Genomic DNA, 22,801 nt, shown 5'->3' on the forward strand with positions numbered 1-22,801 from the left:
TTTAAATTATAAATATAGTAATTATAACCAAAAAAGATATAGCCTAATATTTTTTTGGTAGTTCATAATTACTTTTTTTAGTAAAAAGTATCAGAATACATAGAACTGAAAAAGGGATTGGAATTTATATTTTTTCTTTTCTTACGTCTTGCAATGTATTGGTAAATAAATTAGCTATAAATATAAAAACAATAAACAAAACAGATAGATAACTCATTACCAAACGTTTTTTTATAAATATTTAGTGAGTAATATTTTATCTTCTCCGATGCCTTTCGATAGTAATTAGTAGCATTACATACATCAATAGTATAAAATAGAGCGTATTCGTTAGCTTTACATATAATATTCTAACCTCCGACATATAAATTAATAGATATCAACCAAAAAAATAAGGAGCAATCTACCTAACGGATAAGTATACTCCTTGATTTATACTAATAATCACCCAGAGTTTCAGGATTCTGAGCCAGAGCCTTTGCCAATTGCTCATCATTGGGGGATTTTCCGTGCCAAGCGTGTGTTCCCATCATAAAATCTACGCCATTACCCATTTCGGTATGTAGTAATACACATACGGGCTTACCCTTTCCAGTTAGCGACTTGGCTTCTTTCATACCTTTTAATATAGATGAAATGTCGTTCCCTTTCTCTATATCGACAACTACCCAACCGAACGCTTCGAACTTAGCTCTTAGGTCTCCCAACGGAAGGACGTTGTCTGTACTCCCATCGATTTGCTTTTTGTTATAATCAATCGTCGCTATCAGATTATCGACCGCCTTTCCGCCGGCGTACATCGCAGCTTCCCACACTTGTCCTTCTTGCAATTCACCGTCTCCGTGAAGTGTATATACCAAATGTGTATCCCCATTGAGCTTTTTCGCAAGTGCAGCCCCTATCCCGACGGACAGCCCTTGCCCTAGCGACCCCGAAGCGATGCGTATGCCTTCCAATCCTTCGTGTGGCGTAGGGTGGCCTTGCAATCGGGAGTCTATCAATCGGAATGTATTTAGTTCTTCCACTGGAAAGTATCCTCGCCGAGCCAATACACTATAAAATACCGGCGAAATATGCCCGTTAGATAGGAAAAAAAGGTCTTCTCCTTTGCCATCCATCGAAAATTTCGTCTCGATTTCCATCAGCTCATTGTACAGGCATACTAAAAACTCCGCACACCCTAGCGAACCACCTGGATGCCCAGAATTTACCTTGTGAACCATTCGTAAAATATCTCTACGCACCTGCGTAGTAAGGTCTGTAAGTTGTTGAATATTTGACATTTTTGATTTTTTTGATTTTTAATTGCACAAAGATACATTTTTTCAAGAAATAATTAAAATATTTTATTTTTTTAACCGCGTTGTCAGATGAAAATATAGCTTAAATATGATTATTTGACAAAATATGGATCGGGAGTCTTGTATTTACTAAGTCGTTCATCTTGTGGCTTGTCAGTCATATCGAATGTTAATTTACCTCCTTTCATTATTTCATCATATGTAATGTATAAACGATCTAAAGGTTGATTATTCAAATACAAATCTTTAATATATCGATTACTATGTGATAGATTACGCGCTTTTACCACAAAAGTATTTCCATTTTCTAACTGTAATGTAATTTCTTTGAAAGCAGGTATTCCCAACATAAATGTTCCTTGAGCCGGATTGACAGGATAGATTCCCATAGCGCTGAGAATATACCAAGATGACATTTGCCCACAATCCTCATTGCCACAATGTCCGTCAGGAGTATTTTTGTATTGTGTATGTAATATTTCCCAAACGCGTTCTTGGGTTTTCGATGGACGTTTGGTATAATTATAAAGATAAGCTACGTGATGACTTGGTTCATTGCCGTGAACGTATTGTCCTATCATTCCGGTGCTAAAAATAGGTAGCTTTTCATCGACGGTTGAAGCAAAGTTGAACATTGAATCTAATTTGATTTCAAAGGCATCTTCTCCGCCCATCACCTCGACAAGAGCAGGAATATTTTGAGGAACTGCCCAACGATATTGCCAAGCATTACTTTCACAGAAATATTTTGTATATTCTTTTGGATTGAAGTTTTTTATAAACTGATTTTTAGCATTTTTAGGACGGAAGAATTTTGTTTCTTGATCAAAAAGATATCTCCAATTTTCGGAACGCTTCAAGAAATATTCGTAGTCTTCATTTTTTCCTAAATCTTTGGCAAACATAGCAATACACCAATCATCGTACGCATATTCGAGAGCTTTTGATACAGACCAATTTTCTCCTGAAGAATCCAATTCGTAGGGAATATACCCATAGTTTTTGTACAAATTGATTTCTCTTCCGTCTTCCATAGCACTTTCTTTGCAAGCTCGGTAAGCCAAATCTTTATCCATTGGTATTCCTTTAAAATAAGCATCAACAATGACAGGAATGGCATGATACCCTATCATCATATTGGTTTCATTTCCTTGCATTGACCAAACAGGGAGCAATCCTGTTTCTTTGTAATGAGCTAAGAAAGAGGCAATAAAATGTGCCGTTTTTTCAGGTTGTAAAATCGTATATAATGGATGTGCTGCACGAAAAGTATCCCAAAGCGAAAAGGTATCATAGCGGTTGTAAGTATCTATTCGTTGGACACTTCCATCAGCTCCTTTGTAAAAACCATCTACATCGCTCAGTAAATTAGGAACAATCATTGATTGATACAACATTGTGTAAAAGATTGTTTTTTCGTTTTCATTCATTGTTTTTATCTGAACCTTTTGAAGTTCTTGTTCCCACATATCATTTGCTCTGATTTTAAACAAATCAAAGTCAAATCCTTGTGCCTCGGCTTGCATATTTTGATAAGCTCCTTCAATGCTTGTAGAAGATATTGCAGTTTTTAAGACAATTTGTTCGTTTTCATTGGTTTTATAATTCAAAACTATTCGTGTATCTTTGGAATGCGCATAATAAGTTGAAGCCAAAGAGTCTTGGTCAAAAAGTTGATAACTAACAAAAGGTTTGGATAGTTTTATCACAAAAAAAACTTTTTGGTCTTTTGCCCACCCAGTAGAATGTCGATATCCTTCAATAGTTGTACTATCTACTACATTGATACAAGTTTCGGTAGGTTTGTCCCAATTTATGGCATATCCTAAATCGACACTAATTTTTGTTTTTTCATCGGCGGGGAAGGTATATCGATGTATGCCTACACGTGGAGTTGCTGTTAATTCAGCTTTTATTTGAAAACTTTGCAAATCTACGGAATAGTACCCTGGTGAAGCGATTTCATTCTGATGATTAAATATGGAATAAGGAATATAATTATTGGCTGAAATTCGTTTTTTGAAACGACTATTGGTAGGCATTATCAAGATATCATACAAATCACCAGCACCTGTTCCTGAAAGGTGCAAATGTGAAAAGCCCGAGATAATACTATCTTGGTAAAAATATCCTGATATTCTGTCCCAGCCTGCAATTCCTATATCGGGACTTAATTGTACCATTCCGAAAGGAGTAGTTGCACCAGGATACGTATTACCTGTTCCATCGGTGCCTATAAAAGGATTAACATACTGAGTAAGTCGCATGTTTTCGGTTTCGCCAAATTCTTGTTTGCACGAAAGAAGAGTACTTACAATTCCGAAAATAAAAAGTATCTTTCTCATAAAATAATTGATATAAAAATTTCCTTGCAAAAATACATTTTTCTTATCAAAATCAAATATGAAAAATTGATTTTATTGTTTTTATTTTTTACAATATACACTCATTTTTATATTTTTTGATAGTAGCAATTAACTCTTTCGGTATAAACTTTGGAAATTATTTTTTCATAAAAAACATAATATTCTATATATCAATAAGAAATAAAGTATTATAACATAAAAAAATATTTTTATAAAATGATTTTTATATTTATTTGTTTTTCTATACATTTGCAAACGCTTGTTGATTATAAGATATTTGTTAAATTTTATAACTATCGAGCACCGAAGAATTTTCTAATAAAAATAAAAACTAAACTTACATAACAAATGGATAACGGAATTTATGCAAAATTTATAACTTCCAGAGGAGAAATTCTGGTACGTCTTACTTATGACAAAACACCTGCAACGGTTGGAAATTTCGTAGCTTTGGCAGAAGGGACAATGAAAAACACAGCTCGCAAAGAAGGTGAGCCTTACTATGATGGATTGAAATTTCATCGTGTAATTGCTGACTTTATGATACAAGGAGGTTGTCCTTTGGGTACGGGTACAGGCGATGCTGGTTACAAGTTTGATGATGAGTTTCACCCTGATTTAAAGCACGACAAACCCGGAGTACTTTCGATGGCTAATGCAGGAGCTAACACCAATAGTAGTCAGTTTTTTATTACCCACACTCCTACTCCGTGGCTTGATAATAAGCATGCTGTTTTCGGTCAAGTTATTGAAGGTCAAGATGTTGTCGATTCGATACAACAAGGAGATACTATTGAAAAAGTAGAAATTCTTAGAATTGGTAAAGAAGCCTTGGAATGGGATGCTTTGGTTCATTTTAATCAATTCAATGCAGAAAAAGAAGAGCGAATAGCCGAGCAAAAACGAAAAGCAGAACAAACCTTCGCTCAAATAACACAAGGTTTTGAAAGAACCCAAAGCGGACTTTTCTACAAAATAATAGAAAATGGAAGCGGAAAAAAAGCACAAAAAGGGCAAAATGTTTCAGTGCATTATACCGGTATGCTCTTAGATGGACAAGTGTTTGATTCTTCGCTTAGAAGAGGTGTACCGCTTGATTTTGTGGTAGGAATTGGGCAGGTTATTGCCGGTTGGGACGAAGGTATTTTATTATTGAATGAAGGGGACAAAGCTCGCTTTGTTATTCCGTCAGAATTGGGATATGGTAGTCGTGGAGCAGGTGGAGTTATACCTCCTAATGCTATACTTATATTCGATGTAGAACTAGTGAAGGTTGGGTAGAAGCTATTTCTTCTATTATTTTCAAATTATCTTTAACACATATTGATTCGTATCAATTGTTAATACCACAAAATAATTTTATAGGAATAAATATTATACTTTGTTCTAATGAAACGAATATTTGATAACATACTTTCAACTCGTAAAGAGCCTTGTTTATTTATAAACTTAGGAGGTGTTTTGAAAAAACTCTTAGAAGGTTCTAAAATGTCTAAGCAATATAAACCTATTATATTCAATACGCTTGAAAATAAGCATACAATTACAGAAGTAGTTAATCGATTGAATATCCGAATTATTGTAATTGAAACATCAAAAGTAAAAGAATATAAAGAAGACGAAATACACGAGCTTATAAAGCTTAGAACTCAGGGAGTTATTATTTATGAAGCCGAAGAGTTCTATGAACTAATAAACAAACGGATACCGATTGTACGTTTGAATGAACGGGAATACTTAGGAGATGCCATTTTTTCTATTCGGATGCGAAGACGTTATAAATATTTGAAAAGGCTCTTTGATTTGTTCTGTGTGCTGATGATTTTTCCTTTTGCTTTGGTACTAATTATCATAGGGGGAATTTTGGTGAAACTAACCTCTAAGGGAAGTGTCTTTTTTTCGCAAGTACGAGTGGGTGAGAATAGTGAAAAGTTTGTCATTCGCAAAATAAGAACGATGGAAACGAAAGGAAATGACGGAGGTTTTACACAAACTAATGACACGCGTATTACAACTGTTGGGAAATTTCTGCGTTTGACCAAGATTGATGAGTTACCTCAGTTGTGGAACATTCTAATAGGTGATATGAGTATTGTAGGTCCTCGACCTGAGCGCCCCGAATACGTAGAACAATACTCAAAAATCAATCCGTTTTTTAATTTAAGACATATGGTAAAACCAGGAGTTTCTGGTTGGGCTCAAATTCATATTCCGAAAGCTACTCCGCAGGACAATTTAAAAAAATTGGAATATGATTTATTTTATATCAAAAAATATCACTGGTCGTTGGATATAATTGTCTTATGGGAGACTATCAAAATCGTTTTCAGAATGGATAGTAATTGATATTTTGAAAAAAATTTTTATCTTTGTCCGAAAAAAAAAATTCTTATGAAAACCATTACAGACATCAATCAGTTAGATATGAACGGCGTATATACGTATGCGGATTATCTGCTATGGAAGTTTCAGGAACGAGTGGAGCTTATCAAAGGGAAAATTTTTAAAATGTCGCCTGCGCCGAGTAGGAAACATCAAGATATTTCAAGAAAAATAAATCGCAAATTAGATGCTTTTTTTTGCAACGGAAGTTGTAATTTGTACTATGCTCCTTTTGATGTTCGTTTACCTCAAAAAAGTAAAAAAGACGAACAAATATACACGGTAGTTCAGCCTGACCTTTGTGTGATTTGTGACCCAAAAAAACTTGATGAACGTGGGTGTATCGGTGCACCCGATTTGATTATCGAAATACTTTCGCCGGGGAACTCTAAAAAAGAAATGAAAAACAAATATGAACTTTATCAAGAGGCAGGTGTTCGGGAATATTGGGTGGTAAATCCTTTGGAAGAAAATATTTTGATATATGTGTTAGATAATGGAAAATATCATTCACTAAAACCTGTTGTTGATGATTTTGCTTGTTCTGAAATTTTCCTTGATTTGAAAATACATACAGATGATATTTTTGAACAGGAAATAAAACATTCATAATCAACAAAATACAAATTGCAAAATCAATTATGAAAACCATTACAGACATCAATCAGTTGGATATGAACGGCGTATATACGTATGCGGATTATCTGCTATGGCGTTTTCAGGAACGAGTAGAACTCTTCAAAGGGAAAATTTTTAAAATGTCGCCCGCTCCCAATACAAAACATCAACGAATTTCTAAAAATCTGAATGGAGAATTATATCCATTTTTCAAAGGAAAAACTTGTCAACTCTTTGCTGCTCCTTTTGATGTTCGTTTGCCTCAAAAAAGTAAAAAAGACGAACAAATATACACGGTAGTTCAGCCTGACCTTTGTGTGATTTGTGACCCAAATAAACTTGATGAACATGGGTGTATCGGTGCACCCGATTTGATTATCGAAATACTTTCGCCGGGGAACTCTAAGAAAGAAATGAAAAACAAATATGAACTTTATCAAGAGGCAGGTGTTCGGGAATATTGGATTGTTGAGCCTGAATATGAAAATGTGTTGATTTATGTGCTGAAAAATGGCAAATATACCTCTCTCCCACCCGTTGTTATGGACGATATAATTACTTCGGAGGTGTTTTCGGGACTAAAAATCAACACAAAAGACATTTTTACCTAACAAAAATACGATTGATCTACCAAAAAATACTTTTTTTAGGTCAAAACAAGGTATTTTTAGTTTGAAAGAGTACATTTGTTGGTTGAAGGAATGCACTTGTTACTCGAAGGAGTGCAGATGTAGGTTGAAGGAATACAAATGCAGGTCGAAGGAACGCATTATTGCTTTTTAGAATTAAAAAATAAATTAAATATCATGACAAAAGCTAAATTTTCACAGGAAAAAATCTTACAAGATATTGATATTTTGTTAGATAATTTAAAAAATCAGCCTATAATTGCTGAAAAAATGAAAGCTTTCACGTATGATGAGGCAAAAATACAAGAAGGAAAAACGCTTTGGAACATCGCTAAGCAACAATACGAACTTACCAAGCAAGAAAGTGCTGAAAGTACGCAGGCATATGCCGATTATACAAGCAAATGGAAGGAATTGCAACAGATTTATTCGTTTGACCGGAAGAAGGTACGCACTTTGTTCAAAGGAAAAGACGAAGTATTGAAAGCTCTGGCAGTTGATAAGCCCGAAGCACGTGTATATTCGGTATGGATTACAGAAGTAGAGCGTTTTTATGAGCGTTTGCAACAACATTCGGAGTATCTGAAAGCCTTGGAGGCAATGCAACTGAATTTAGACCATGTAAAGGCACAACAACCGAAAGTTCAGGAGGTTATTCGTCTGTATTCGAACTATATACGAGAGAAAGGAGAAAGCCAAGATGCTACACAGAAGAAAGATATAGCCTTTAAAAACTTGCAAGAATGGGTACGTACCTGCTATGGAGTAGCCAAAATTGCCCTGAGAGACCATAAACAACTCTTGGAAAGCTTAGCTAAATTAGTAAAAGGGTAAATAACATGCAAGCAAGACTTGGAAATATTTTGACTATTTTCAGGAATAATAAAAAAATAATTGAGAATTATTTTTTTATGACTGTTTTATTAGCTCTTAACTCACTTTTTGCCTTACTTATATATCCTTATTTAATAAGAACATTGGGTAAAGAGATGTATGGTTTGTATATTTTTGCTACAACTATTACAAACTATTTCATTTGTTTTATTGAATTTGGTTTTGATATGCATGGAGCTCGAAAAATTGCAGAAAATTCAACAGATACGAGAATAAAATCAGAAGTAATGTCAAAAGTTTTTACTGCTAAACTTTACATAGAATGTATCTCTATTGGAATTTTTGCTTTTTTATTACAAACTATTGATGTGTTACAATCCTATCATTCTATATATTGGATTTGTTTCTCTATTACTTTGGTAAATATCCTTTTTCCTTCTTGGTATTTTCAAGGAATACAAAAAATGCGTATTGTTACTTATATTCAGTTGGTATTTAAGCTTTTATCATTACCTTTTATCTTTTTTTTAGTAAAAAAACCTGAAGATATTTCTCTTTTTGCTTTTATAATGTCTTGTTCAACAATAATGGGAGCCTTTACTGCTTTTTTATATTTATTAAAAAAAGAAAAAATACGGATATATATAGTAAGTATACAAAGTGTGTGGAGATATATTAAAGAAGCTCAATATTTTTTTTATGCTAATTTTCTGAACATATTAAAAAATCAATCATTAAACATAATCATTGGAGCACGCTTTGGAATGACGGATTTAGCTGTATACGATTTAGCAACCAAAATAACTATGGTTCCAAGAGTTTTTCTTACAAGTATTAATGCTGCACTTTTCCCAAAAATAATACAAGATTTAAATTTTTCAAAAATAAAAACCATATTAAAAATAGAGCGATTAATAGGAGTTTTAGCTATTTTGTTTATTGTTTTGTTTGGAAATATAGGTATTAATATTTTAAGTGCAGGGCAACAGATGCAACAGGCCTATCCTATTGCTATTATTTTAAGTTTTACAGTTTATGCTTTTTTGCAAACAGGGGCATATAGCTCATTAGTTTTAATTCCTAAAAGAATGGATAGATATATATTATGGAATTTGATAGTTGCATTCTTTAGTTTAGTCGTTTATTTGATTATTGGTTTTGCGATAACGAGTTCTATACTACTTTTACCCATTGCATTAGTACTTTCGGCCTTCACAGAAATATTTTATTTACAGTACATTATAAAAAAGAAAAAATTGTTATATGAAAATATTATTAAAACAACTTAATGTTTTTTTTCGCTGGTTGAAAAAAGAATATAAAATGTGGAAAAATCCCATTGATGTAAAATTTTACAATCATTGGGAAGGAATATTAACAGAAAATTCACCCAATAGATTATGGTTTTATCGTTTTATAAAAAACAGAAATATCAAAACCTCAATGACTTTTTTTTCTGTTTTTGGATTTCGGTGGTTTATGAAATTTTTTAGAGGGAAAAAAGTGTTTTTTACAGGAGAATATGTACAAAAAGGAGGAATTACTAAAAGTCTAGAAACATATGCAGATAATTGTGTTAATGATGTAAATTTATCTATGGGCTTTGACTATATTAAGCATCCTAATTATGTCCGTTTTCCTCTTTGGATACTTTATTTTGTTCAACCTGAGATGACTTTTGAAGACCTTAAAAACCGGATAGAGACTATAAATAATCCATTGTATAGAAAAAATCAAGAACGAACGAAATTTTGTGTTCAAATGTCACGTCATGATAAAAATAATACTCGCAGAAAAATGATAAATTTACTCAATAAAATTGAGCAAGTAACTTGCGCGGGAATATTTATGAACAATGCTGATGAATTGAAGACAAAATACAATGATAATAAGGTGAATTATCTTAGAAATTTTAAGTTCAATATTTGTCCCGAAAATATTTCAGCTAAAGGATACATCACAGAAAAAATATTAGATGCTATTGTAGGTGGTTGCATTCCTATATATTATGGTGGGGGTAAAAAAGAATGGGTTGAGTCAAATATATTTAATCCAAATGCATTTTTGTATTATGAAGAAGGTAAAGAAGAGAAGTTATTTAAAGAAGTTAAAAAACTTTACTCAGATTCAGAGGCTTACAACCAATTTATAGCAGAACCTCCTTTCAAGGAGAATGCTACAGAATTTATTTGGGAAAAGATTACTGAAATTGAGAATAGATTAAAAAATTTATAAAATGTATTCTCTTAAAATATAAAAATATGCAATTTTCTATTATTATCCCAGTATATAACGTTGAAAGATATTTACCAGAATGTGTAAATTCAGTGTTAAGCCAAGATTTTCTTGATTACGAAGTGATTTTGGTTAATGATGGCTCTACCGATGAATCGGGAAATATTTGCGATGAGTATGTAGAAAAATACTCGAATATAAAAGTAATTCACAAAGAAAATGGAGGTCTTTCTGATGCTCGGAATTTTGGTATCAAAGAAGCAAAAGGTAATTATTTGATGTTTTTGGATAGTGATGATTTTTGGCAAGGAACAAATATATTGTCTGATTTGTCAAAAATTATTCAAAAGGAAAAGCCTGATTTAATATTATTTGGGCATACCCAGTTTATCGACGGAGAAACAAATATTACATTGAACAACGATATAGAACCTCAAAAAGGATTGACATATAGCTTCCAAGCTGATTTTAAATATTTGGTTGATGATCTTACTTATAAGGCTTCGGCTTGTGATAAAATCATCAAAAGAGAGATAATAGTTCAAAATGAAATATTTTTTCCAAAAGGAAAACTGCATGAAGATATAGCTTGGTGTTATGATATTATTGACCATATAAAAGTCTATCAGATTTATCCAAAATGTTTTTATTGCTATCGTAGAAATAGGGAGAGCTCTATAACCCATAAAACTTCTGAAAAGGCAATAATGGACATAGTAGATATAACCTATGAAAAAGCAAAAAATTCACCCAATTTGAAAAACAAGAATTCTTTTCTATTCTTATGGGGGTATATTATTATTATTATTATTATACACAGCTTATCAAAAGAAAATTTTACTATATATTTCAAAAAAGTTAGAAAAACAAGCTTTTTACTTAATGAAGCTCCCCTGAATTTGAGTTTCAAACACAAAATACGACTGTGTGCTTATAAATTATTAGGCTTAAAAATAGCTGGAAAATTAGAATATGAGTCACGTAAATTTTTAGGAAAAAGATTATGAAAAAAATACTCTTAATATTTGGCACACGACCTGAAGCTATCAAAATGGCTCCACTCGTGAAAGCTTTCCAAAAGGACAACTCTTTTGAAATCAGAGTTTGTGTAACAGCACAACATAGGGAAATGCTTGATCAAGTTTTGAAATTCTTTGATATTCAGCCTGATTATGATTTGGATTTAATGAAACCCAATCAAAATTTGTATACACTTACTGCCGACATCATTACGGGACTAAAACCCATTTTGGAAGATTTTAAACCTAATTTTGTATATGTACACGGAGATACAACTACGACTATGGCTGCAAGTATCGCCGGATTTTATTCGGGAGCAAAGGTGTGTCATATCGAAGCAGGACTAAGAACACACAACAAATATGCACCATTCCCAGAGGAAATCAATAGGCAAGTAACCGGACGAATTGCTGATTTTCATTTTGCACCTACACCTATCTCAAAAGATAATCTTCTGAAAGAAAATATCAAAGAAGAAAGTATTTTGGTAACTGGAAATACGGTGATTGACGCTTTACTGGAAAGCGTAGAACGTGTAGAACATATTGAAGATAAGGAAATAGAAGAGCTAAAAAAGATTGTGGATACTTCCAAAAAACTGATTTTGGTTACAGGACATCGGAGAGAAAATCACGGGGCTGGCTTTCTTGAGATTTGTGAAGCTCTCAAAGAAATTGCTATTAACAATCCCGATGTACAAATCGTGTATCCAGTACATCTAAACCCGAATGTACAAAAACCAGTTTATCAGATACTTTCACAAACAGAAAATATTCATCTTATAGACCCTTTGTCATATCCCGCATTTGTATGGCTGATGAAATATTCTTATTTGATTATTACCGATAGTGGAGGCGTGCAGGAAGAAGCTCCAAGTTTGGGTAAACCTGTTTTAGTAATGCGTGATACAACTGAAAGACCCGAAGCAGTAGAGACGGGGACAGTGATTTTGGTAGGAACAAACACCGAAAAAATAGTATCAGAATGCGAATTATTACTAAATAATCAAGAGCTATACAACAAAATGAGTGCTTTGCACAATCCCTATGGAGATGGTAAAGCATGTGAGCGAATTGTGAGTTTTATAAAAAATCATTCATAATGTCCGAAAAAGTAATTTTTTTGCGTAGTCAATTACCTAAAACAGATGCAAGATTGCAAAGATATATATCCATTCTTGAGCAAGAGAAAATAGAGCATCTTGTGATAGGATGGATACGAAACGGTATTCAGGTAGATCTAGATAAAAAACAGATTTTATATAGAAGTAAAACTCCTATTGGGGGAGGAATTAAGAATATATTTTCTTTGATACTTTGGAATTTTTTCCTAATCGGAACGTTATGGAAAAATAGTAAAAATTACACTACAATCCATTCTGTTGATTTTGATACTGCAATTCCTGCATATGTAATATCTTTCATATTAAAAAAGAAATTCATTTTAGATATTTATGACAAATATACAGATGCAAGAAAAATGCCTTTATTCATATCTAAGATCATTGATGTGATTGAATATTTCTGTTGCAAAAGGGCTTCTGTCTTGATACTTCCTGATATTTGTAGAATAAAACAATTGAATTTAGAGGATAATATAAAACCTATTATATTTGAAAATGTACCTATTGTATCTAATTTTCAAAAACACAATATAACATTTGACAAAACGATAATACTTAGCTATGTAGGTATTTTGGAAGCTAAAAATAGAGGATTGGAAAATCTATTAGATGTAGTTTCAGAAAACGCTACTGGTACAAAGTTACTAATTGCAGGAGATGGAGAATTGAAAGAGTTTGTTGAAAAAATGGCTGAAAAATATGATAATATACTATTCTATGGAGGTGTTTCTCAACAAAGAGCTTTAGAGATAATGAATAGTAGTCATATTATAGTAGGAATGTATTACAAAACAATTAAAAATCACTTATTTGCTTCTCCTAACAAATATTATGAACATTTGTTTTTAGGTAAAACTTTATTAACAACTGAAGGAACTCCTCCAGGTGATAAGGTGTTAAAATACAATACAGGTTATGCAATAGGAGAGACAAAAGAAGATATAGAAAGAATCATTGATGATTTTGATTTTTCTCAATGGCAATCTTTTACAGAAAATGCAAAAAAAAGATGGAATGATCAATATTCTAATTATCAAGAAGAGCTATCCAAAAGATATATCAACCTAATAGAACATAAATAAGAGAAGTACGTGATATCAGTATTTCATCTATAATTTCATAATATCTTCCTTGTTTTTGGAATAAAACAAAAAATTATTTAATTCAGAAAATTATACTCAAAAAAATGTACATTTATATTTTACTTTTTTGTATAGTTTTGCTCGTAGCATTATTTAGAGTAAAGAATCTATTTTTATTAACTATATTTTGCGTTTTTTTAGTCTTTTTCGTAGGGCTAAGACATCAGATAGGAGGTGATTGGGAAGCCTATTTAATAATGAAAGAACAAATACAATCATTCAATAATTTTGGTATAGCTTTACTTTATACAGACCCTTCTTATGGAATGTTAAACTATATAGTTGCTGAAAACGAAACTGGTATTTACGTTGTTAATACAGTATGTGCCTTATTCTTAATATGTGGTATATATGTTGTAAGTATAAAGCAATTTGATTCTTTTTTTTCATTGTTAGTTGCAATACCTTATATTATTTTTGTAGTAGGAATGGGATATACACGTCAATCTGCTGCCTTAGGGCTAATTTTTATAGCAATAGAATTACTGATCAATAATAAGAAAAAACTTTCTATTTTGGCTATATTACTTGCTTCTACATTTCACCTAACTGCAATTGTAATGTTGGTAGCTGTATTTTTTCGTCAAAAGATTAATTACAGAACTATCCTACTAATTACAATAGTTTTTTTTATAGGATTTATTATGTTAAACCAATATGTATTATCCAAAATGGTTATATATGGTTCAGAAGATGTTGTTTCTTCTTCGGGTGGTTTTTTTAGACATTTGCTAAATATTATTCCTGCTTTATTGTTTTTTAAGTACAGAATATTCTTTCAAGAGCATGCGCCTAATCATTACAGAGTTCTTAAATTTCTATCAATTGGTTCGATTTGTTTGTTTTTGTTGGGTTTTGTTTTATCAACCTTAGCAGACAGAATTGCGCTTTATTTTTCGGTTATTCAACTTATGATATACCCTATTTTTATGCAAAAGATAGTAAAAAAACAACGCACTCTTTTCATTTTGGGGATAGGTGTTTTTTACTTAATTTTTATGATTACATGGTTTAATCTTTCATTCTATGCCAAGTGTTGTTGGATGTCTTACAAAAATTATTTGTTTTTATGAAAAAAATAGCCTTAGTTTCTAATACCACTAGTTCACTTTTGAACTTTCGCAAACACTTAATTCATTTTCTAATAGAAAGAAAATATAAAGTGTATTGTTTATCAACTGATTATACACAAACAACTAAAAAAATAATCGAAGATTGGGGAGCTATTCCTATTGACTATAAGCTAAGTCGCGCAGGGTTAAATCCTTTTGCAGATATAAAAACAATCAGAAATTTAGAAAAAATATTTGGTGAAATCCAGCCCGATATTGTACTCTCCAATTTTGTGAAACCTGTTATCTACGGAAGTATTGCTGCATATCGAGCCAAAGTCCCTCGTATTATTGCAATGATTGAAGGATTGGGATATGCCTTTACAGACCAACCCGAAGGAATGTCGTTAAAACAAAAAATTATTCAAAAAATCCAAATTTTTCTTTACAAAATAGCTCTTCCTAAGGCCGATGTGATTATCTTTTTAAACAACGATGACCCAAAAGACCTTATTCAAAAATATAAGATTCATACTAAAAAGATTGAAGTTTTAGGAGGAATAGGTTTGGATTTGAATGATTTTCCTAAAACACCAGTCCCACTTAATCCGATTTCTTTCTTATGGATAGGTAGGTTACTCAAAGAAAAAGGTATTTGGGAGTTCCTAAAAGCAGCTGAAATTGTTAAACAAAAACACCCCGAAGTAGAATTTAAAATAATTGGTGGTTTAGACGAAGAAAACCCTGGTGGTATATCCCGTCTTGATTTAGAAAAATTCACTCAAAAAAACATCGTTAAATATCTCGGAGAGGTACAAAATGTAGCCGAAGTAATTTCTTCTTCTTCTTCTTCTTCTTCTTCTTCTTATAGAGAGGGAAGTCCCAGAAGTATTCAAGAAGCAATGGCAGTGGGGAGAGCTATCATAGCAACGGATATACCAGGTTCTCGTGAAGCTGTCATTGATGGAGTTAATGGTTTTTTAGTCCCAAAATGGAATCCAAAGGCGTTAGCTGAAAAAATGTGTGTACTTATCGAAAATCCAGATTTATTGGTTACTATGGGAGAAAAAAGTCATCAAATAGCCGTTGAAAAATACGATGGAAATAAAGTCAATGAAAAATTAGTAAAAATTTTAAAAGGGTAATTAAAAATTTTAAATAAATTATGAATGATTTTTTAACTATTAGTAAATATTCACAAAAAGTACTTCTAACAGGGAAAGAGTTTTGTGAAAAAGAAAATAAAATCTTAAAATATTGTCTTTTTTTACCAGTAATAATTACTATATTTTTTATGTATATTTTTTTTATTTTATATTTAAATAACTTTTTATACTTTTTTGTGGGAATAATTTCAGTATATTTCTATTATGCAACTATAAGAATTTGGCAAAATTATAAAACACAAAAACATTTACAAGATAATATCGAAGGATATTCATTCTCTATGAAAACTCTTTGGAATACAGATTGGAATAATCCTATTTTATTGAAAAAATGGTGTAGAATGGCCAATAAAAAGGTATTAAACGAACGAATTTCTTCGGAAAAAATATCATTTTCTTTAAACTATTATAAAAATATACAGTCATCAGAGAGTGTTTTTACTATTGAATTGATTTTACTTGTAAATACTATATTAATACTTTCTTCTCAAAAAGAATTTAATGAAAATTCTATCTGGAAAGAAATTATCATAGTGATAACGATATTTTTATTTTTCATAAAAATATTATATAAATACTACCAAAAAAACAAAACTATGGATAATAATAGTTACAAAAAAATACAATTTCTTTGTGAATATTTATTACAAAAACAGAATAAAGATTATCTTTGTAACATTAAAAAATAATAAAATAAATTAAAATAAATATGTCAAAAAAAGCACTTATAACAGGAATTACAGGGCAAGATGGGGCATACCTTGCAGAATATTTGCTGAAAAAAGGATATGAAGTACACGGAATGAAGCGCCGTTCTTCCCTTTTTAATACAGATAGAATTGACCACATCTATCAAGACCCTCACGTGGAAAACCGAAACCTCATTCTCCACTACGGCGACCTTACTGATAGTATGAACATCACTAAAATTATTCAGGAGGTACAGCCTGATGAAATCTACAATTTGGCGGCGATGAGTCACGTACACGTCAGTTTTCAAACACCTGAATATGTGGGAAATGCCGATGGACTCGGGACACTTCGCATCTTGGAAGCCGTACGATTGTTAGGATTGACTCAAAAAACTCGCATTTATCAAGCATCTACCTCCGAACTTTACGGATTAGTACAAGAAGTGCCACAGAGCGAGAAAACACCTTTTTATCCGCGTTCGCCCTACGCCGTAGCAAAAATGTACGCCTTTTGGATAACCGTAAATTACCGCGAAGCATATAATATGCACGCGTCTAACGGAATTTTGTTCAATCACGAGTCGCCCATTCGTGGGGAGACTTTCGTTACTCGAAAAATCACACGAGCGTTGAGCCGTATTGCTCTGGGTATGCAAGATAAGGTTTTTATGGGAAATCTCAGCTCTCAACGCGATTGGGGGCACGCCAAAGACTATATCCGTGCGATGTATCTTATCTTGCAACAAGAGAAACCCAGCGATTATGTTATCGCTACGGGCATTACCACAGCTATCCGCGATTTCATCATTTTGGCAGGGAAAAATATCGGCTTAACGATTGAATTCAAAGGTGAAGGCGTAAATGAAACAGGGCATATCACCGCCATGGATAAGAGTATTTTCTCGGAAAAGGTCGGTGAGAAATATCTTCCAAAAATTCAAGAGAAGATACAGCAAAATGTAGCTGTTGTTTTGGTTGATCCGAAGTATTTCCGCCCTACCGAAGTAGATTTACTCATAGGAAACCCTACCAAATCCAAAACTATTTTAGGTTGGGAACCAAAATACGACCTTAAAGGCTTAGTGGAAGATATGATGCAAAGCGATATAAAATTGTTCAAACGAGATGCTTATCTCAAAGAAGGGGGCTTTCAAATTATGAACTATTTTGAGTAGAAATAGCTTCATTTTTTCAAAAAATTACTATTTACGCATAAGTTTTACTAGGAATTCATTATCGCAGGTACGAATTCCTGACAGAAAATAGCTGTCGTAAATAATTTTTATACATTTTTTGTTAAAAATTCGCTATACAAGTATTTAAAAACCTTTTCATTAACGAAAAATAAATATTCCAACAGCTATTTATTAAATAAATACTATCTTATTATATTATTTAAATATACCGTAATAATCTACAATACTTTGACTTCTCTCAGCATAACAAATACTATGTCAGGTCATGCATATCCTATGCTGTGGAGTATAATATCTTTCTCAGCAATGGGAAAAAAGATATGCTTTCTCTGTTGCCAAAGGCTCATATTCAAAAAGAAATACTGAATTTCAAAAATTTCAAAAGAAAATAAGAAAATAAAACATCATATTTCGGTAAAAAATAAATCTTTTGAATTGTAACTTATATATAGAAAACTATTAAGGAAATAAAAAATATCATAAAATGAACAAAGACGCAAAAATATATATCGCAGGACACCGCGGATTGGTTGGCTCTGCTATCTGGAAAACTCTCAAGCAACAAGGTTTTACAAACCTTATCGGAAAAACCAGTGATGAATTAGATTTAACAGATTCACTAGCTGTCTGCAATTTCTTTGAAAAAGAAAAACCTGAGTATGTTTTTCTAGCTGCAGCAAAAGTTGGAGGAATTATAGCTAACAATACCTACCGTGCTGACTTCATCTACGAAAACTTGATGATACAGAACAATGTAATTCATCAATCATACAAAAACGGAGTAAAAAAACTACTTTTTCTTGGTAGTACTTGCATTTACCCTAGAGAAGCCCCACAACCAATGCCCGAAAATAGCTTACTTACCTCACCTTTGGAATACACAAATGAGCCTTATGCCATTGCAAAAATTGCTGGTATCAAAATGTGTGAAAGCTACAATTTGCAATACGGTACAAACTTTATTTCGGTAATGCCAACTAATTTGTATGGTCCGAATGACAATTTTGATTTGGAAAAATCACACGTACTACCTGCTATGATTCGGAAAATTCACTTGGCTAAGTGCTTGGAACAGAACAATTGGAAGATGATACGTCAAGACTTAAATCGTCAAGCTGTGGAAAGAATTACTGGAGAAAATTCCAAAAACAAAATAAGAACTATCCTCGCCAAGTACGGTATTTTCAGCGATAAAGTAGTGCTTTGGGGCACAGGAATGCCAATGCGTGAATTCCTTTGGAGCGAAGATATGGCAGAAGCTTGTATCTTCATTATGAAGCATATCGATTTCAAAGATACTTTTAACAAAACACTCAATAATGAAATCAGAAATACGCATATCAACATTGGTACTGGTCAAGATATTAGTATTCACGATTTGGCCAAAATCATACAAAAAGAAATAGATTTTTCTGGTGAAATATCATTCGATAGCTCCAAACCAGATGGCACAATGAAAAAACTTACTGACACTTCAAAACTATATCAATTAGGTTGGAAACATCACATTGAACTTAGCGAAGGAATTAAGTTAATGTATAAATTTTATCTTAAAAAGATATAAATTTTCAATATTGTTGCTTAAAAATACAATTACCTCTCTACCTATGAAATGTTAGAAATATTAAAAATATTAAATCAACAACTTTAAAATTACTTAATCTTCTTTTTGCCCCATAAGCATTAGGTAGGCTTTAAGGAATTCGTCTAACTCTCCATTCATCACACCATCAACATCACTAGTTTCATAAGAAGTACGTACATCTTTGACTAATTTATAGGGGTGCATCACGTAATTTCGTATTTGGCTTCCCCATTCTATTTTCATTTTCCCTGCTTCTATTTCATCACGTTTTGCTTGACGTTTTTTGAGTTCTATTTCATAAAGTTGTGATTTTAAAAGTTGTAAGGCTTTATTTTTATTATCTAACTGGCTACGAGTTTCAGAATTTTCAATAATAATTCCTGTGGGGTGGTGTCTTAATCGAACGGCAGTTTCTACTTTATTAACATTTTGCCCTCCTGCTCCACTCGATCGCATTGTTTCAAATGTAATATCTGCTGGATTTATCTCAATTTCGATAGTATCATCGGCTAACGGATATACATATACCGACACGAATGACGTATGTCGTTTTGCATTGCTGTCAAAGGGTGAGATACGCACCAAGCGATGTACGCCATTTTCTCCTTTAAGATAGCCGAAAGCAAATTCGCCATCAAGTTCGAGTGTTACCGTTTTTACCCCTGCAACATCTCCCTCTTGATAATTAAGTTCCTTAACAGAATATCCTTGTCTATTTGCCCACATTATGTACATACGCATCAGCATTGAAGCCCAATCACAACTTTCTGTCCCCCCTGCTCCTGCAGTAATTTGTAAAACAGCACTCATCGCATCTCCTTCATCAGAAAGCATATTTTTAAATTCCAAATTTTCAATATGTGCAATAGTTTTGTTATATAACTTGGTTACTTCTTGTTCGGTTGCATCGCCTTCTTTATGAAATTCGTACAATATTTGAGTTTCTTCAACTAGTTCTTGTGCCTTTTCATAATCTGAAATCCATTTTTTTTGAGATTGAATTTTTTGCATCAAATTTTGAGCTTCTTTGGCATTGTCCCAAAAATCAGGAGCAAAAGTTTTTTCTTCTTCATTAGCAATTTCAATGCGTTTTGCTTCTATTTGCAGATATTTCTCCAAATCAGAAACTCTCGAATGCAATTCTTTTAACTGGTCAGTTGTTATCATTTTTTCTATTTTAATGTGATTTTGCAGTCAAAGACACAATACTTTCTAACATTTTCTGTATTTTTTCTACAATAGTGTAGTCTTTTATGTTATATTTTTCTGCCAAAGTAGTCATATTTCTAAAAATGAGTTGTACTTTTTGATTCTCATCTTCTACAACAGCTATTTTCAAAGGCAAATCAAGAGCTATCTGTGGATTATCAAGCATTAATTTTGTTCCGACTTTTGGATTTCCAAAAACAACCACCCGACTTTGAGGCATCTCTATAGCTACTTCATATGCATTTTTCTGATGATTGAAATCAGCAAAAATATCTAATTGCTTACTCTCCAATACTTTATATAATTTATCAAGAGTTGTTATAAAATCATATTCACTTTGAACAACGCAAAGCTCATTTTTAGATTCTTGTCCAAAAGAAATATTTTTCACAAAAATAAACAATAAAAGAATAAATATTTTTCTCATTTTTACAATATTTTTACTAAAAAAGACTACTACCAAGCAGTCTTTAATCCTATTTCATATCAATTTTATCAAATAGTAAATACTTTTTCTGTCTGATTTTGATAACGAGTTTTACACTCGTGATATATCTTGATTGCTTCCTGAAAATCGCCCCAACTATTAACCGCTACTTTTTTCTTTTCCAAATCTTTATACACTTGAAAAAAATGTTCTATCTCATTTATTAAGTGCGGATTAACATCGCTCAAATCATTCAATTTATTCCATACAGGGTCAGAAATTGGTACACAAATAATTTTCTCATCAGGACCTTTTTCATCAGCCATATGAAATACTCCTATGGGTTTTACACGCATTACACACCCTGGAAAAGTAGGCTCTGATACCAATACCAAAACATCAAGCGGATCAGAATCAAGGGCTAATGATTCAGGGATAAAACCATAATCCGCTGGATACATCATCGAAGAGAAAATCATTCTATCATAACGTATTTTATGCAGTTCAAAATCATATTCATACTTATTACGGCTTCCTTTAGGAATTTCTATCAATACATCGAATGAAAGATTGTGTTTTGTATTATTCATTTCATTTATTTTTAAAAGATTGCAAAGATACAAAAATATTTCAAAATCTAGTTTTTGCTTCCCAATTATCCAAGCAAATTCAAAAGTTGCTCGGTATGTTCTTTGGTTTTAACTTTATCAATAATATGTGTAACTATCTGATTTTCATCTAAAACAAAAGTTTTTCGATGTATTCCATCAAAGATTTTTCCCATAAATTTTTTTTCACCCCATACGCCAAACAAATTAGAAATTTCTTTATTTTCATCTGCCAAAAGGAAAAATGGAAACTGATATTTTTCAGAAAAATTCAGTTGTTTCTCAACAGAATCTGTGCTTATTCCCAAGAGTTCATACCCTTTGTTTTTCAACTGATTGTACCCATCGCTTAGGCTGCAAGCCTCTGCCGTACAACCTGGAGTATTTGCCTTCGGGTAAAAGAAAATTATCAATTTCTTTCCTTTGTAATCTGAAAGTTTTATAAGATTACTATATTGATTTTTCGCCTGAAAATCAGCAACTTTGCTTCCTATTGTCATCTTTATTTTTATTTAATTACTATTTTTCTTATTTTTGTTGCAAATTTATCAAAAAATGAACAAAAAAGAAAAAGTACAATTTGTTATTGATACCTTAGAAAGATTGTATCCTAATCCGCCTGTGGCTCTTAGGCACAAAGACCCTTATACACTACTTATTGCAGTACTTCTTTCTGCACAATGCACCGATGAAAGAGTAAATCAAATTACCCCTATTTTGTTTGAACAAGCTGATAATCCGTATGATATGATTAAACTTTCACAAGAAGAAATACAACAGATTATCCGTCCTGTGGGGCTTTCTCCTATGAAATCTAAAGGAATTTACGAACTTTCACATATACTGATTGAAAAATACAACGGGCAAGTTCCTGCGGATATGAAAGCGCTGGAATCTTTACCTTCTGTTGGGCACAAAACGGCAAGTGTAGTAATGTGTCAGGCTTTTGACGTGCCTGCTTTTCCAGTTGATACACATATTCATAGATTGATGTATCGATGGAATTTTTCTAACGGAAAAAGTGTAGAACAAACGGAAAAAGATGCAAAACGACTTTTCCCTATTGAAAAATGGATAAAACTACATTTGCAAATTATCTATTACGGACGTGAATATTCCCCCGCACGAGGTTGGGATATTCAGAAAGATATTATAAGCCAAGCGATTGGGCGCAAAAGTCTTCTGAAACAATTCTCTTAAAACAAAAAGACTATCC

The 22,801-nt window shown here is 32.4% G+C and carries 22 protein-coding genes; 16 read left to right on the top strand and 6 right to left on the bottom strand.

Going from position 1 to position 22,801, the window contains the following annotated elements; genetic code table 11:
* Positions 1 to 437: 437 nt before the first annotated feature.
* Complete coding sequence (locus OO775_RS06090; protein WP_264846157.1) at positions 438 to 1,283, bottom strand: transketolase; 846 nt, start codon at positions 1,281 to 1,283, stop codon at positions 438 to 440.
* A gap of 110 nt (positions 1,284 to 1,393) precedes the next feature.
* A complete protein-coding gene (locus OO775_RS06095; protein WP_264846158.1) occupies positions 1,394 to 3,646 on the bottom strand; it encodes a GH92 family glycosyl hydrolase in 2,253 nt (750 codons plus the stop codon).
* Positions 3,647 to 4,015: 369 nt separating this feature from the next.
* Here OO775_RS06095 and OO775_RS06100 point away from each other — a divergent pair, with 369 nt between their 5' ends.
* The 15 genes from OO775_RS06100 to OO775_RS06170 all read left to right on the top strand — a co-directional run bounded on the left by OO775_RS06100 (position 4,016) and on the right by OO775_RS06170 (position 19,320).
* Entirely contained in the window at positions 4,016 to 4,948 is a 933-nt protein-coding gene (locus OO775_RS06100) for a peptidylprolyl isomerase (protein ID WP_264846159.1), read from the top strand.
* Positions 4,949 to 5,056: 108 nt separating this feature from the next.
* On the top strand, positions 5,057 to 6,013 hold the full coding sequence (locus OO775_RS06105; protein WP_264846160.1) for a sugar transferase: 957 nt from the start codon (positions 5,057 to 5,059) through the stop codon (positions 6,011 to 6,013).
* 45 nt (positions 6,014 to 6,058) lie between these two features.
* The gene (locus OO775_RS06110) at positions 6,059 to 6,661 is read left to right on the top strand and encodes a Uma2 family endonuclease (RefSeq protein WP_264846161.1); all 603 of its coding nucleotides are present in this window, start codon (positions 6,059 to 6,061) and stop codon (positions 6,659 to 6,661) included.
* A 29-nt stretch (positions 6,662 to 6,690) separates the two neighbouring features.
* Positions 6,691 to 7,278, top strand: a complete 588-nt coding sequence (locus OO775_RS06115) for a Uma2 family endonuclease (RefSeq protein ID WP_264846162.1) — start codon at positions 6,691 to 6,693, stop codon at positions 7,276 to 7,278.
* A gap of 195 nt (positions 7,279 to 7,473) precedes the next feature.
* Entirely contained in the window at positions 7,474 to 8,130 is a 657-nt protein-coding gene (locus OO775_RS06120; protein ID WP_264846164.1) for a PQLLE family protein, read from the top strand.
* 5 nt (positions 8,131 to 8,135) lie between these two features.
* Positions 8,136 to 9,419, top strand: coding sequence for an oligosaccharide flippase family protein (locus tag OO775_RS06125; RefSeq protein WP_264846165.1), 1,284 nt, complete (start codon positions 8,136 to 8,138; stop codon positions 9,417 to 9,419).
* Positions 9,394 to 10,365 (top strand): glycosyltransferase family 10 domain-containing protein, encoded by a 972-nt coding sequence (locus OO775_RS06130; RefSeq protein ID WP_264846167.1) that lies wholly within the window; start codon positions 9,394 to 9,396, stop codon positions 10,363 to 10,365. Before OO775_RS06125 ends, OO775_RS06130 begins: the two co-directional genes overlap by 26 nt.
* Positions 10,366 to 10,391: 26 nt before the next feature.
* Positions 10,392 to 11,372 carry a glycosyltransferase family 2 protein gene (locus tag OO775_RS06135; protein ID WP_264846168.1) on the top strand — a complete coding sequence of 327 codons (981 nt, stop codon included), beginning with the start codon at positions 10,392 to 10,394 and terminating at the stop codon, positions 11,370 to 11,372.
* Positions 11,369 to 12,487 (top strand): non-hydrolyzing UDP-N-acetylglucosamine 2-epimerase, encoded by a 1,119-nt coding sequence (gene wecB / locus OO775_RS06140; RefSeq protein WP_264846169.1) that lies wholly within the window; start codon positions 11,369 to 11,371, stop codon positions 12,485 to 12,487. Before OO775_RS06135 ends, wecB begins: the two co-directional genes overlap by 4 nt.
* Positions 12,487 to 13,590 carry a glycosyltransferase gene (locus OO775_RS06145; protein ID WP_264846170.1) on the top strand — a complete coding sequence of 368 codons (1,104 nt, stop codon included), beginning with the start codon at positions 12,487 to 12,489 and terminating at the stop codon, positions 13,588 to 13,590. Before wecB ends, OO775_RS06145 begins: the two co-directional genes overlap by 1 nt.
* A 104-nt stretch (positions 13,591 to 13,694) precedes the next feature.
* A complete protein-coding gene (locus OO775_RS06150; RefSeq protein WP_264846171.1) occupies positions 13,695 to 14,723 on the top strand; it encodes an EpsG family protein in 1,029 nt (342 codons plus the stop codon).
* Entirely contained in the window at positions 14,720 to 15,847 is a 1,128-nt protein-coding gene (locus tag OO775_RS06155; protein WP_264846172.1) for a glycosyltransferase family 4 protein, read from the top strand. Before OO775_RS06150 ends, OO775_RS06155 begins: the two co-directional genes overlap by 4 nt.
* Positions 15,848 to 15,867: 20 nt before the next feature.
* Positions 15,868 to 16,557 carry a hypothetical protein gene (locus OO775_RS06160; RefSeq protein ID WP_264846173.1) on the top strand — a complete coding sequence of 230 codons (690 nt, stop codon included), beginning with the start codon at positions 15,868 to 15,870 and terminating at the stop codon, positions 16,555 to 16,557.
* A gap of 20 nt (positions 16,558 to 16,577) precedes the next feature.
* A complete protein-coding gene (gene gmd, locus OO775_RS06165; RefSeq protein WP_264846175.1) occupies positions 16,578 to 17,735 on the top strand; it encodes a GDP-mannose 4,6-dehydratase in 1,158 nt (385 codons plus the stop codon).
* A 505-nt stretch (positions 17,736 to 18,240) separates the two neighbouring features.
* A complete protein-coding gene (locus tag OO775_RS06170) occupies positions 18,241 to 19,320 on the top strand; it encodes a GDP-L-fucose synthase family protein (protein WP_264846176.1) in 1,080 nt (359 codons plus the stop codon).
* 93 nt (positions 19,321 to 19,413) lie between these two features.
* Here OO775_RS06170 and prfB read toward each other — a convergent pair whose 3' ends face one another.
* The 4 genes from prfB to bcp form a co-directional block, all read right to left on the bottom strand.
* Positions 19,414 to 20,508, bottom strand: a complete 1,095-nt coding sequence (gene prfB, locus OO775_RS06175; protein ID WP_264846178.1) for a peptide chain release factor 2 — start codon at positions 20,506 to 20,508, stop codon at positions 19,414 to 19,416.
* Positions 20,509 to 20,518: 10 nt separating this feature from the next.
* Positions 20,519 to 20,977: a DUF302 domain-containing protein gene (locus OO775_RS06180; RefSeq protein ID WP_264846179.1), complete on the bottom strand. Its 459-nt coding sequence runs from the start codon at positions 20,975 to 20,977 to the stop codon at positions 20,519 to 20,521.
* Between the two features lie 68 nt (positions 20,978 to 21,045).
* Positions 21,046 to 21,567, bottom strand: coding sequence for an inorganic diphosphatase (locus tag OO775_RS06185; RefSeq protein WP_264846180.1), 522 nt, complete (start codon positions 21,565 to 21,567; stop codon positions 21,046 to 21,048).
* A 65-nt stretch (positions 21,568 to 21,632) separates the two neighbouring features.
* The gene (gene bcp / locus OO775_RS06190) at positions 21,633 to 22,085 is read right to left on the bottom strand and encodes a thioredoxin-dependent thiol peroxidase (RefSeq protein ID WP_264846182.1); all 453 of its coding nucleotides are present in this window, start codon (positions 22,083 to 22,085) and stop codon (positions 21,633 to 21,635) included.
* 55 nt (positions 22,086 to 22,140) lie between these two features.
* Here bcp and nth point away from each other — a divergent pair, with 55 nt between their 5' ends.
* The gene (nth, locus tag OO775_RS06195; protein WP_264846183.1) at positions 22,141 to 22,785 is read left to right on the top strand and encodes an endonuclease III; all 645 of its coding nucleotides are present in this window, start codon (positions 22,141 to 22,143) and stop codon (positions 22,783 to 22,785) included.
* Positions 22,786 to 22,801 lie beyond the last annotated feature (16 nt).

Origin of the sequence: Capnocytophaga catalasegens (genome assembly GCF_026005215.1) — a bacterium.
In the GTDB taxonomy this organism is placed as follows: domain Bacteria; phylum Bacteroidota; class Bacteroidia; order Flavobacteriales; family Flavobacteriaceae; genus Capnocytophaga; species Capnocytophaga catalasegens.

Bases quoted from the DNA above. Each gene is read 5' to 3' on its own strand.
- OO775_RS06090 (WP_264846157.1), bottom strand. From the start codon at position 1,283: ATGTCAAATATTCAACAACTTACAGACCTTACTACGCAGGTGCGTAGA.
- OO775_RS06095 (WP_264846158.1), bottom strand. From the start codon at position 3,646: ATGAGAAAGATACTTTTTATTTTCGGAATTGTAAGTACTCTTCTTTCG.
- OO775_RS06100 (WP_264846159.1), top strand. From the start codon at position 4,016: ATGGATAACGGAATTTATGCAAAATTTATAACTTCCAGAGGAGAAATT.
- OO775_RS06105 (WP_264846160.1), top strand. From the start codon at position 5,057: ATGAAACGAATATTTGATAACATACTTTCAACTCGTAAAGAGCCTTGT.
- OO775_RS06110 (WP_264846161.1), top strand. From the start codon at position 6,059: ATGAAAACCATTACAGACATCAATCAGTTAGATATGAACGGCGTATAT.
- OO775_RS06115 (WP_264846162.1), top strand. From the start codon at position 6,691: ATGAAAACCATTACAGACATCAATCAGTTGGATATGAACGGCGTATAT.
- OO775_RS06120 (WP_264846164.1), top strand. From the start codon at position 7,474: ATGACAAAAGCTAAATTTTCACAGGAAAAAATCTTACAAGATATTGAT.
- OO775_RS06125 (WP_264846165.1), top strand. From the start codon at position 8,136: ATGCAAGCAAGACTTGGAAATATTTTGACTATTTTCAGGAATAATAAA.
- OO775_RS06130 (WP_264846167.1), top strand. From the start codon at position 9,394: ATGAAAATATTATTAAAACAACTTAATGTTTTTTTTCGCTGGTTGAAA.
- OO775_RS06135 (WP_264846168.1), top strand. From the start codon at position 10,392: ATGCAATTTTCTATTATTATCCCAGTATATAACGTTGAAAGATATTTA.
- wecB (WP_264846169.1), top strand. From the start codon at position 11,369: ATGAAAAAAATACTCTTAATATTTGGCACACGACCTGAAGCTATCAAA.
- OO775_RS06145 (WP_264846170.1), top strand. From the start codon at position 12,487: ATGTCCGAAAAAGTAATTTTTTTGCGTAGTCAATTACCTAAAACAGAT.
- OO775_RS06150 (WP_264846171.1), top strand. From the start codon at position 13,695: ATGTACATTTATATTTTACTTTTTTGTATAGTTTTGCTCGTAGCATTA.
- OO775_RS06155 (WP_264846172.1), top strand. From the start codon at position 14,720: ATGAAAAAAATAGCCTTAGTTTCTAATACCACTAGTTCACTTTTGAAC.
- OO775_RS06160 (WP_264846173.1), top strand. From the start codon at position 15,868: ATGAATGATTTTTTAACTATTAGTAAATATTCACAAAAAGTACTTCTA.
- gmd (WP_264846175.1), top strand. From the start codon at position 16,578: ATGTCAAAAAAAGCACTTATAACAGGAATTACAGGGCAAGATGGGGCA.
- OO775_RS06170 (WP_264846176.1), top strand. From the start codon at position 18,241: ATGAACAAAGACGCAAAAATATATATCGCAGGACACCGCGGATTGGTT.
- prfB (WP_264846178.1), bottom strand. From the start codon at position 20,508: ATGATAACAACTGACCAGTTAAAAGAATTGCATTCGAGAGTTTCTGAT.
- OO775_RS06180 (WP_264846179.1), bottom strand. From the start codon at position 20,977: ATGAGAAAAATATTTATTCTTTTATTGTTTATTTTTGTGAAAAATATT.
- OO775_RS06185 (WP_264846180.1), bottom strand. From the start codon at position 21,567: ATGAATAATACAAAACACAATCTTTCATTCGATGTATTGATAGAAATT.
- bcp (WP_264846182.1), bottom strand. From the start codon at position 22,085: ATGACAATAGGAAGCAAAGTTGCTGATTTTCAGGCGAAAAATCAATAT.
- nth (WP_264846183.1), top strand. From the start codon at position 22,141: ATGAACAAAAAAGAAAAAGTACAATTTGTTATTGATACCTTAGAAAGA.